Origin of the sequence: Clostridium sp. CF012, assembly GCF_018861755.1 — a bacterium.
Classification (GTDB): Bacteria; Bacillota; Clostridia; order Clostridiales; family Clostridiaceae; genus Clostridium_AD.
Genome location: NZ_JAHLEF010000004.1, coordinates 209,518 through 221,414, shown reverse-complemented (window position 1 = coordinate 221,414; position 11,897 = coordinate 209,518). Strand labels below are relative to the sequence as shown.

Annotated in this window: 7 protein-coding genes and 1 other annotated feature; of the genes, 5 read left to right on the top strand and 2 right to left on the bottom strand. The window is 32.3% G+C overall.

What is annotated here, in order from left to right; translation table 11 throughout:
* Positions 1 to 328: anaerobic ribonucleoside-triphosphate reductase (gene nrdD / locus KPL50_RS06720; RefSeq protein WP_290443204.1), on the top strand; the 328-nt coding region annotated here is incomplete at its 5' end.
* Between the two features lie 16 nt (positions 329 to 344).
* Positions 345 to 845, top strand: a complete 501-nt coding sequence (gene nrdG / locus KPL50_RS06715; protein WP_309245144.1) for an anaerobic ribonucleoside-triphosphate reductase activating protein — start codon at positions 345 to 347, stop codon at positions 843 to 845.
* Positions 846 to 925: 80 nt separating this feature from the next.
* Here nrdG and KPL50_RS06710 read toward each other — a convergent pair whose 3' ends face one another.
* Positions 926 to 1,561: an MBL fold metallo-hydrolase gene (locus tag KPL50_RS06710; protein ID WP_216297675.1), complete on the bottom strand. Its 636-nt coding sequence runs from the start codon at positions 1,559 to 1,561 to the stop codon at positions 926 to 928.
* A 332-nt stretch (positions 1,562 to 1,893) separates the two neighbouring features.
* On the opposite strand from KPL50_RS06710, the gene KPL50_RS06705 reads away from it, so the two are divergent.
* Together KPL50_RS06705 and KPL50_RS06700 are read left to right on the top strand one after the other, a co-directional pair.
* The gene (locus tag KPL50_RS06705; RefSeq protein ID WP_216297674.1) at positions 1,894 to 3,663 is read left to right on the top strand and encodes an N-acetylmuramoyl-L-alanine amidase; all 1,770 of its coding nucleotides are present in this window, start codon (positions 1,894 to 1,896) and stop codon (positions 3,661 to 3,663) included.
* 312 nt (positions 3,664 to 3,975) lie between these two features.
* Positions 3,976 to 5,793 carry an N-acetylmuramoyl-L-alanine amidase gene (locus tag KPL50_RS06700; RefSeq protein WP_216297673.1) on the top strand — a complete coding sequence of 606 codons (1,818 nt, stop codon included), beginning with the start codon at positions 3,976 to 3,978 and terminating at the stop codon, positions 5,791 to 5,793.
* Between the two features lie 85 nt (positions 5,794 to 5,878).
* Here the strand turns inward: KPL50_RS06700 and KPL50_RS06695 are convergent, their stop codons facing one another.
* The gene (locus KPL50_RS06695) at positions 5,879 to 7,777 is read right to left on the bottom strand and encodes a glutamine synthetase (protein ID WP_216297690.1); all 1,899 of its coding nucleotides are present in this window, start codon (positions 7,775 to 7,777) and stop codon (positions 5,879 to 5,881) included.
* 580 nt (positions 7,778 to 8,357) lie between these two features.
* Positions 8,358 to 8,576, top strand: a binding site (T-box leader).
* A 161-nt stretch (positions 8,577 to 8,737) separates the two neighbouring features.
* Here KPL50_RS06695 and ileS point away from each other — a divergent pair.
* Positions 8,738 to 11,839 carry an isoleucine--tRNA ligase gene (gene ileS, locus KPL50_RS06690; RefSeq protein ID WP_216297672.1) on the top strand — a complete coding sequence of 1,034 codons (3,102 nt, stop codon included), beginning with the start codon at positions 8,738 to 8,740 and terminating at the stop codon, positions 11,837 to 11,839.
* The last annotated feature ends 58 nt before the right edge of the window (positions 11,840 to 11,897 follow it).

The window sequence follows — 11,897 nt, the reverse complement described above, 5'->3', positions numbered from 1 at the left end:
CCATAAATTATGTAATGCTGGGCACATTAGTTATATAGAACTTGATGATTACCCAACAGGAGAAATTATAATGGACATATTAGATTATGCATATAAGCAAACAAATATTAGCTATATGGGAATTAATTTCCATATAAGATATTGTAAAGACTGTGGAACCTATCTCCAAAGTGGGGTTCAAAAATGCAACAAATGTGGGAGTCATAATATACAAGGAATTTCAAGAGTAACAGGTTACTTAAGTTTAGATGAAAGATTTGGCAGTGGAAAAACAGCAGAGAGAGCAGATAGAATATCCCATACTGGTAATCATACAGCTACTTATTAAAAGGCGGTGTACTTTAGTGAAACTTCAAATAGGTGGGTTTTTAGATAATTCATTAGTAAATGGAGATGGAATGAGGGCGGTAGTCTTTGTATCTGGCTGCATGCATAAATGCGTGAGCTGCCAAAATCAGGTTATGCAAGGTTTTGATTATGGTGATTCTGTTTTTGTAGATGATATTCTGAAAAAAATAGTAAAGAATATGCCCATAATTAAGGGGGTCACCTTCTCAGGCGGAGAACCTTTTGAAAGTGCATTAGCACTATCAAAATTGTCAGAGGGCGTTAGAAGCCTAGGGTTAAATATTTGGTGTTATAGTGGATACGCGTTTGAAGAGATACTACATAGTGGAGATAGAGACAAACTAGGGCTACTAAGATTCATAGACGTACTTATTGATGGTAAGTTTAATGAAGAATTAAAAGCAGATGCTAGTAAGTATACTGGCTCCTCCAACCAGAGAATCATTGATGTTCAAAAGAGTATTTCGGAAAATAAAATTATATTATGGAATAAATAAATATGCTAAAAAGTCATATCTTGCGTAAAATGCTAAGTTCGTTCAAATAGCATTTCTAGCAATATATGACTTTGTTCTATTTAAATATAATTTAATATTTTAACAGTCAGTGATTCCCTTAGTTCACCACTAATTATTAGTGTATTACTATCTATTTTTACTGCATTTTTCATATGCATAAGAAATGCTTCTACACCATCTAAGGGAAAGGATACTAGTGAAGTTTTATAGTGCATGGGTATAACTATTTTGGGGTTTATTTTTTTAGTAACTTCCGCGGCTTCCTTGCCACCTATGGTGTAATTACCACCTACAGGAATAAACAATATATCTACACTTCCAATAGCATCTATATCATCATCTGAAAGACTATGACCTAAATCTCCTAAATGACAGAAGGTATAGTCCTCCATTTTAAATGTGAATATTATGTTATCACCACGTTTTGAACCTTTATTTTTGTCGTGATAAGAGGGAGTGCCTTTTATAGGTATATCACATATATTAAAAATACCGATTTTATCTATTACTTTATAGTTACCATCTAATTCCTTTGTATAATTATGATCAAAATGTTGATGGCTTATGGTTACAATGTCTGGGCTGCCTTTATAAATTTCATATCCTAGAGTAGTATCAAATGGATCTGTTAAAAGCTTTCTTCCTTTTGAATCTTGCAAAAGAAAGCATGAATGTCCTAGCCAAGTTATTTCCATGTAAATCCTCCTTTTCTAAATTATTTTTAAATATTTTATCTTAAATTGAAACAAATTAGTTAAACGGTACGTATTGTATAGTGAGAGAAAATTTTATATGGTTGTTTATCATTCAATTATGGCATATTTCTTGAATTATATACTATTTTAAAAGTAAATATTTTGGATTTCAATAAATAATTGAAAAATATTAAAAAATATTTATAAAGTATAGAGGTGAGATTAGAATTGTAGTTAATAATATCAAGGTTAATACCATAGTTTACAAGCAAACTTAAAATTATCTAAATAATGATAAAAATATTTAAATATGAGGGGTTAGGAGGGGTTATATGAAAAATATCTTTAAAGCACTTACAATTATGATCTTAACTTTTGCGGTGTTCATACCTATGCAAACAACAGTTAAGGCTAGTACCTATGTAGATATGGGTCCTAAAAACAATGTGGTAGTTAACAAGCCTTGGACAGTGAGTTTCAATAAACCTTTAAGTCCTGCTACGGTTAACACAACAAACATTAAGGTAGTTGGAGAAAATAATAATTACATAGACATCAAGGTTAGTTTATCTAATGAGAACAAAAAAGTAATAGTAAGTCCTGTCAATAATTATGAAGTAAATAAGACATATACCTTGATAGTTACTAATAAGGTTAAATCTAGTGATGGAACACCTCTTCCTAAAGAAGTTAGAATGGCCTTTAATACCCAAGCTACGCCATCAAAACCAAGCGAGTTCACGGTATGTATAGATCCAGCTCAGTATTTTAGTGATATCACTGGTAAAAATGGTGCTAAGGCTAAGGATATAAATTTAAGCGTAGCAATAAAACTAGGTGATATACTAAAAGCAAGAGGATTCAATGTGGTATATACTAGAAACACTGATTCAGTACCTTGGAGCGAAAGTAATGAGGCTGATGCAAAAGCCGCAATAGCAAAGAATGCAAGGGCTAATGTATTTTTAAGTATAAATACTAATAGTGCTTCAAATACTGAAGCAAATGGAATTGAAGCATATTACATATCTGATAGTGGAAGTAATAAGTTGCTTGCTAATGCAATGCAAACTGAACTAATAAAAGCAACAGAGGCTGTTGACAGGGGAATAAAACTTGCAATGGAAACTTCAAATTTTCAGATATTAAAAAAGACAAGCTCTCCTGCAGTAATGGTTGAATTAGGGTTCCTAACCAACCCAGCGGAAGAAATATTACTCAGTAGCGATAAATATCAAAACAATGCTGCAAAGTCTTTAGCAAATGGGTTAATGAAGTACGCTGGATTTGCTAATACAGATACTAGCTATGATTCTATTTTTACAATATCTTCAGTGGGAGATATAGTGGCTAACTTACAAGCGGGAAGTACATATACCTTCCCTAAAACTGTCAAAGCTACTATGAGTAATAACTCTGTAAAAGATGTTGCAGTACAATGGGCTGAAAATTCAGTTTATCTAAATGATGTAGGTACTTATACTTATGAAGGGGTTATGGCAAATTATGATAGGAAAGTTAATGTAATAATCAATGTTGCTAAAAATACCTACAAAGTAGTAATAGATCCAGGACATGGAGGAAATGATCCTGGGGCAATAGGAACAACATTAGGAACAAAAGAAAAGACTATAGTACTACAAATTTCTCTTAAAATAGGAAATATATTAACTAAGAATGGTGTTGGAGTCGTATACACAAGGACAATTGATAAAACACAAAGTCTTCAAGAAAAGTGTGATGTTTCAAATATTGCTAAACCAGATTTTTTTGTAAGCATTCATGCCAATGCTTACTCAGCATCGACAGTAAGTGGAATAGAAACCTTCTATTCTCCTGGTAATGTAGCAGGGCAAAAGCTTGCGCAAGCTGTGCAAACGGAATTAATTAACGCAACTGGAAGAGTTAATAGGGGGATTAAAACTGCTAATTTTTATGTTTTAAATAATACAAATGCTACGGCCATATTGGTAGAAACATCGTTCCTTACTAATCCAACAGAAGAAAAATTATTGGTTACCGATGCTTACCAAGATAAATTAGCTTTGGCAATTTCCACAGGTATTCTTAAGAGTTTAGGAATAACTAATATACTCCCTTAATTTATATTATTTAAAAAATCACCTACGTAGTATTTTACAATGTAGGTGATTTTTTTATTAACGATAATTTACAAAGTCTACGTTCTACATTAGTTTATCTAATTGTAGTTGTAAAAGAAGGAAGCTAAACTATTTTTAAAAAGTAAGTATTTTGAATTTCAATAAATATTTGAAAAATATTTATAAACTATAGAGAAGGTAATAAAATTGTAGTATAATTATCTCAGGATTAATACCATAATTTACAATCATGCTTAAAATTATCTAACTAATGATATAAATAATAAAATATGAGGGGTTAGGAGGGGTTATATGAAAAATATCTTTAAAGCTTTTACAATTATGATTTTAACTTTTGCATTATTCATACCTATGCAAACAACAGTTAAGGCTAGTGCATATGTAGATATGGGGCCTAAAAACGAGGTGCTAGTTAGCAAGCCCTGGACAGTGAGTTTCAATAAACCTTTAAGTCCAGCTACTGTTACCAACACAAACATTAAGGTAGTTGGAGAAAATAATAGTTACATAGAAGTCAAGGTTAGTTTATCTAGTGACAATAAAAAGGTAACAGTAAGTCCTGTAAAAAATTATGAATTTAATAAGACATATACCTTAATAGTGACGGAAAAGGTTAAGTCTACAGATGGTAAACCCCTTCCTAAGGAAGTTAGAATGAATTTTAATACAGAAACTATAAAAACAAGTGCACCTACAAAACCAAGTACACCTACAAAACCAAGTGAGGTTACGGTATGTATAGATCCCGCTCAGTTCTATAAAGCAATCACTGGTGTAAAGGGCGCTAAGGCTAAGGATATAAATTTAAGTACAGCGTTAAAACTAGGTAATATACTAAAATTAAGAGGATTCAATGTAGTATATACTAGAAGCACTGATGAAGTACCTTGGAGTGCCAGTGATGAGGATGATGCGAAAGCTGCAATAGCAAAGAATGCAAAGGCTGATATATTTTTAAGTATAAACACTAATAATTCTTCAAATACCGAAGCCAGTGGTATTGAAACATATTACCTATCTGATATTAGTAATAAGAATAAGTTGTTAGCAGGTTCAATACAAAGTGAAATTATAAAAGCAACAGATGCTAAAGATAGGGGAATACAATTAGCAGGTGAAACAACAAATTTTGGGATACTAAAAAAGACAAGCTTTCCTGTTGTAATGTTGGAATTAGGGTTTTTAAGCAATCCAGCTGAAGAGATATTACTCAGTAGTGACAAATATCAAAATAATACTGCAAAGGCTATAGCGAATGGGCTAATGAACTATGCTGGATTTGCCAATACAGATACTTATTATGATTCTATTTTTCCAATATCTTCAGTGACAGATATAGTTGTAAATTTGGAAGAAGGCAATACATATACATTCCCTAAAACGGTACAAGCTACAATGAGCAATAACGTGGCAAAAGCTGTTGTAGTAGAATGGCTTGAAAATTCAGTTTTTCTAAATACAATAGGTACTTATACCTATGAGGGAAGTATAGCAAATTATGATAAGAAAGTTAAAGTCATAATTAATGTTACTAAAAATAACTACAAGATAGTAATAGACCCAGGTCATGGAGGAAGATACTCAGGAGCAGTAGGGCCAATGGGAACTAAAGAAAAGGATATAGTGTTACAAGTTTCTTTAAAAATAGGAAATATATTAATTAAAAATGGTGTTGAAACGGTGTACACAAGAACTAGTGACGAAATAGCTCCGTCCACCACTTTAACCGAAAGTCTTCAAGCAATATGTGATGTTTCAAATAGCGCTAAACCAAATTATTTTGTAAGTATTCATGCCAATGCCGCTACTCCCACAGCTAGTGGTATTGAGACTTACTATTCTAGCGGGAATTTAGCTGGGCAAAAGTTGGCTCAGGCTGTACAAACTGAATTAATTAAAGAAACTGGAAGACTTGATAGAGGAATTAAAACTGCAGGTTTTTATGTTTTAAATAATACAGATGCTACAGCCATATTGGTAGAAACATCCTTCGTTTCTAATCCAGAAGAAGAAAAATTATTAGTTACTGAGGACTACCAAAACAAGTTAGCTAAGGCAATTTCAACAGGTATTCTTAAGACTTTAGGAATAACTAATATAGTATATTAATAATTTCTAATTAAAATTATTATAAAAAAAACACCTAAATAGTTTTTACTATTTAGGTGATTTTTTATGGTTTACAATATATAATTTAAATATCTAACAAATTCTTTTTATAGTTGCTATAACAAAGTCTAAGTTCTTCCATCTGTCCATCTAATTGTAGTTGTAATACAGAAAGCTCCTTGTAGTTTTCAACTTTGGAAGCTTCTCTTATCTTAGTAAAAAGGCTAGTTTTTGAATAAGTGTCTTTCATTATAAAATGTCTTAAATCGTTAATTTTTTGCCAATTTGCCAAGTCTAAATCTAAAGCCTTTTCAGGAGTATGAATCATTTTAGAATTTCGAATTTCTTCTGCATAAGTATTTAATATTCTATTATTTATTTCAGTAACCCATCTAGTAGTTATTGCCATTTTAAAACTATTTAGTAAACTAGTAGTAAATACGTCATGAGCCTTAAGAACTTCAAGCTTTTCAGGATATTCATCCAGGCCAAGAAGATTTTCATAAATAGTTTTAGGTGCTTTTCCAAAATACTCTTCCCGTTGCTCAGTTGTATAGAAATCAAATACATTTTCTTCACTTCTGTATGCTCTATGCTTTTCTAAATATTCACTATCCTCGCCGGGTGCTTTAGATAATTCTTTTAAAAGGTCATCTTCACCTTTATTGTTTTCTATAGAGTATACAATCCCATCTAGCATGCCCATATATATGGTAGCTAAGGCTAGGTAAGTATTAGTATGTGGATTTGGAGCTCTAAGCTCAAATCTTGTAGCAAGTGGATTATCAAGGTCTCTTATTAGTGCCAGTAGTATAGATCTATTTCTTGAAGGAACGTCTACACTATGGCCAAGGGAAGTTACTATGCAAACAGGGGCCTCAAAACCAGGTTTTAATCTTCTTAGTGAATCATTTGTTGGAGCAATAAATGGATTTATTACTTCATAGTTTTTAAGTATTCCCATGGCGGAAGCATAACCTATAGTACTTAGGAAATGTTTTTTAGTTGAAGTAAACAAATTAACTCTCTTCCCGTCTTTCAATTTTACAGCTACCCCAACATGAATATGTTTACCACTTCCAGCTACATCTTGTACAGGTTTTGCTAAAAAGGTAACATCTAAACTGTTACGTCTAAAGGTTTCTCTTATTAAATTTCTTATAAATAGCTCGTTATCCGCACATTGAAGAGCATCAGAAAACTTCCAATCTATTTCAAGTTGTTCCATAATGTGAGTTAGTGAGCCAGTTTCTCCTAGTTGAGCTTTTACACCACCAACCTCTTTATGGCCCATTTCTGGTTCGAAACCATACTCTTCCATTTGAGTAAGACATTGCTCTAGGGCAGTTCGCACGCTTCCTTTAAGTCTACTCCAATATTGCTCTTTTAGCTCTTGAGAAGTAGATAGTTCCTCTATATCAGCGTTATCATTAGGTGTTTTTACCCAGAATTCTAACTCAGTAGCAGAAGTAAGTAGAATTTCATCAATATCTTGATATGAAAAATTAAAAGAAGCGAGTGTGGAGGGATATTCTTTGAATAAATTAAGAAGAGTTGTTTTAAAGCAGCTAACAGATTTTTTTAAGATAGACCTGGAATCCACTGGAATATTATTATGCAATAATAAACATGGAAGCTTTAAAGTTCCTACAGGCAGATTTGTTTCGGGATCAATGTTTTCATAATTGTAGTCGATAAACCAATTACAATCAAAGTCCGCAAGCATATCTGTTTTAGCATTGTTTAGAGTAGCGATTCCTGGGAATACTACAGAGGAACCGTCAGTTTGTATAGCCCCCTTAGAGAAACCGCTAATATCATTTAAAAATACAGTCATAGGAATTCTTTCATCGGTGTCATTTCCGGATAGGTCAATACCTACTAGAGAAACGAATTTCACTTCAGAGTGAGCAAGCAGAATTTCTTTAATATCTTTTTCAGAATGATTTTCTTTTGGAATTACATAAATTAATTTTTTCAAAATAATCTTCCTCCTTTAAAATATATTCTTTTTATTTAAAAGCCACGAAAGCGACTCCATCAATATTTTTAGAAATAGAATAACATTCACATTAAAATAACACTTTCATTTATATATATGGAAATTTTATGTCTAAGACTCAACTAAATAAAATGATTTTATTATAATAATGAAAGTATGTCAATACAAAACATCATGAATTATATTTAAATACAAAACAATCATGCTATTTTGCAAGTTGAGTAAAATGTGAATTCATTTTGTAAACGTATTCTACTCTTATTTTTAATTCAAATCACGGTAAATTTCTTTTTTATCTAATATTATATCACATATATCTATGAAAATATGCATATTCTATGATGAAAGTTGCAATTATAGCCATAAAACCGTAGTATTCACGTACTATTTTAATGAAATGAGCATGAATGTTCGTAAAAATATAATTTGATTTTTAATTGTATAGACTTATTTATGGGGAATATAAGAATAAATGAAAAAGAAATTGACAATGAAAATTCATTATTATATAATTGTAGGAAGTTCATACTGATTTATAATGTATTTAAATTATTATGAGTAAAAAAAGGCACTGATTAGGAAAAGTATTTAAGCAGGTAACTTACAGAGAGTGGGGCAAGGTGTGAACCCATAGTGAAGGTTTGAAGAAAATCACCTAGGAGCTGAGAGCTGAAGATTTAGTAAGCTTATCCGTATTTCTGCGTTAAAGGATAAAGTATGATAGTACTTTAATTTGTATTTATGATATAGGTGGCATAACGAATTTAACTTCGTCCTATTTAGGATGGAGTTTTTTTATATTTAAAAATATTGTAGCTCGTAGGTTATGAGCAGTTGCTAAGATGATGAATACCCCAAAGGTGATAATTTAAATAATTATTCCATAAATTCAATCAAATCTAAGTGTCTATTATTAAATGAAATAGGGAAAGGAGTTTTATTATGTACAAGAAAAATGATCCTTCAAAAAACTTTATGGATATAGAAAAAGATATACTTAAGCTTTGGAAGGAAAAAGATATTATTCAAAAGAATTTTGATTTAAATGAGGAAGGAGAGACCTTCACTTTTTATGATGGTCCACCAACAGCCAATGGTAAGCCACATATAGGACACGTTTTAACAAGGGTTATGAAGGATATAATTCCAAGATATAAGGTAATGAAAGGTTACAAAGTGCCTAGAAAAGCAGGTTGGGATACTCATGGACTCCCAGTAGAACTAGAAGTAGAAAAAAGACTTGGAATTGATGGTAAACCTGGAATAGAAGCATATGGAGTAGAAAAATTTGTAGCAGAATGTAAGAATAGTGTTTTTAGCTATGTTAGCATGTGGGAAGAAATGTCTGAGAGAGTTGGATACTGGATAGATATGGAGAATCCTTATGTAACTTACCATAACGATTATATCGAATCAGTTTGGTGGGCATTAAAGCAAATGTGGGATAAGGACTTAGTATACAAAGGGCATAAAATAATGCCGTATTGCCCGAGATGTGGAACATCGCTATCATCTCACGAAGTAGCTCAAGGATATAAGGATGTAAAAGAAACTTCAGTTTATGTGAAATTCAAAGTAAAAGACGAAGAAAAGTCGATACTTGTTTGGACTACAACTCCTTGGACGCTTCCAAGTAACGTGGCACTTGCAGTGAACAAAAAATATGATTATGTTGAAGTGGTACAGGAAGATGAAACTTTAATACTTTCAAAAGAATTATTAGGAAAATTAGAGGGAGATTATGAAGTAGTACGAGAATTTAAAGGAGAAGCGCTTTTGGGCCTTGAATATGAGCAAATGTTTAAATTCGAAACACCTATAGAGAAAGCCTTCTATATAGTTCATGGGGACTTTGTAACTCTGTCAGATGGTACAGGTATAGTTCATATTGCCCCTGCTTATGGCGAGGACGATAACATGCTTGGAAAACAAAATGGTCTACCACTTATTAATTTAGTTGATGTAGAAGGTAAGTTTATAGATTGTGTTACTCCATGGAAGGGTGTTTTTGTCAAAGATGCTGATGCTAAGATAGTAGAATATCTAAAAGAAAATAACGTCTTATATAAATCAGAAAAATTCACACATTCCTACCCACATTGTTGGAGATGTGATACACCACTTTTATATTACCCAAGAGATAGTTGGTTTGTAAGAATGTCTTCAGTTAGAGACAAACTTATAGAAAATAATAATAAAATTAATTGGATGCCAGATAACGTAAGAACAGGAAGAATGGGTAAATTTCTTGAAGGAGTTATAGATTGGAGTATAAGTAGAACTAGATATTGGGGAACTCCACTTCCAATTTGGGAATGTGAATGCGGCCATCGCGAAATGATAGGAAGTATAGCAGAACTTAATGAAAAGGGAATTGATGTGCCAGAAGGAATAGAGCTTCATAAACCATTTATAGACAAGGTACATTTAAAATGTCCAAAATGCAATAAATCAATGACTAGGGTAGAAGAAGTTATAGATGCCTGGTTTGACTCTGGGTCAATGCCATTTGCACAACATCACTATCCATTTGAAAACAAAGAAATGTTTGAAGCTGATTTTCCAGCTCAATTTATTTCAGAGGCAGTAGATCAAACAAGAGGTTGGTTCTATACACTACTTGCAATATCAACTACTGTATTTGATACAAACCCATTTGAAAACTGTATTGTACTTGGCCACGTCTTAGATAAAGACGGACTTAAAATGTCTAAACATACAGGAAATGTGTTAAGTCCATTTACAGTACTAGATAATCAAGGAGCAGATGCTCTAAGATGGTATTTTTATACTGCTAGTGCTCCATGGCTTCCATCAAGATTCTATGAAGATGCAGTTATTGATGCACAAAGAAAGTTTATAGGAACACTTTGGAATGTATATTCATTCTACATTCTATATGCTGATTTAGACAATTTTGACCCAACTAAATATGACAATTTTGTATCTGGAAATATTATGGACAAATGGATGATGTCAAAATTAAACTCATTAGTTAAGAGTACAGATGAGCATTTAACAAACTATAGAATAACTCAAGGAGCGCTTGAACTCGAAGCCTTTGTTGATGAACTTTCTAATTGGTATGTTAGACGTAATAGATCAAGGTACTGGGTAGAGTCACTTACAGATGATAAGATAGGCGCTTACATGACACTATATAGAGTTATCATAACTTTTGCTAAAATAGCAGCTCCTTTTATACCATTTGTAACAGAAGAGTTATATCAAAACTTAGTGGTGCCCTTTGATAAAAACGCTCCAGAAAGTGTCCATTTATGTGCTTGGCCTGAATTTAGAGAAGACCTTGTGGATAGTCTTTTAGAAGATGAAATGGATAAGGCTTATAAGACTGTTAAACTAGGAAGAAGCGCTAGAAATGCTGCTAATATAAAAAATAGACAGCCACTAGCTAAAATGCGAGTTAGCCTGGGATCACTTCCAGAATACTATGGAGACATAGTAAAAGAAGAACTTAATATTAAGGAAGTAGAGCTAGGAGCTGATCTTTCTAAATATGTTAAATTTGAAATAAAACCAAACCTACCTGTACTTGGTAAACCATATGGTAAGTTAATACCTGGCATCAAAAAAGCTATAGGGGCTATGAACCAAATGGAGCTTGCCCAAACTATAAATAAGGGTGAGGTAGTTACTATAAACGTAAATGGAACAGAAATAGAATTAAATAGTGAAAGATTACTTGTTACTATGCAAGGACTTGAAGGCTATGCATTTGCTGGAGAAGGCGAAATGGGAGTAGTCTTAGATACTAATATCACTGAGGAACTTAAAGAGGAAGGAAATGTACGCGAGATCTTGAGTAAAATTCAAAACATGAGAAAAGAAAGCGGTTTTGAAGTTGCAGACAAGATTAGACTGTATGTATCTGGAAATGAAATGCTTCAAAATGTAATTTTAAAATTTGAAGATCAAATCAAACGGGATACATTATCTGTAGAAGTTATGTACAATGCCACAAGGGAATACAATGCAGTTAAGATAAATGGAGAAGATTTGGAACTCACTGTAGAAAAAGTATAATTAGTGATTTTGGGAAGTGTGCGATATTTGTCGCATACTTTCTTTTTAATCATAAAGT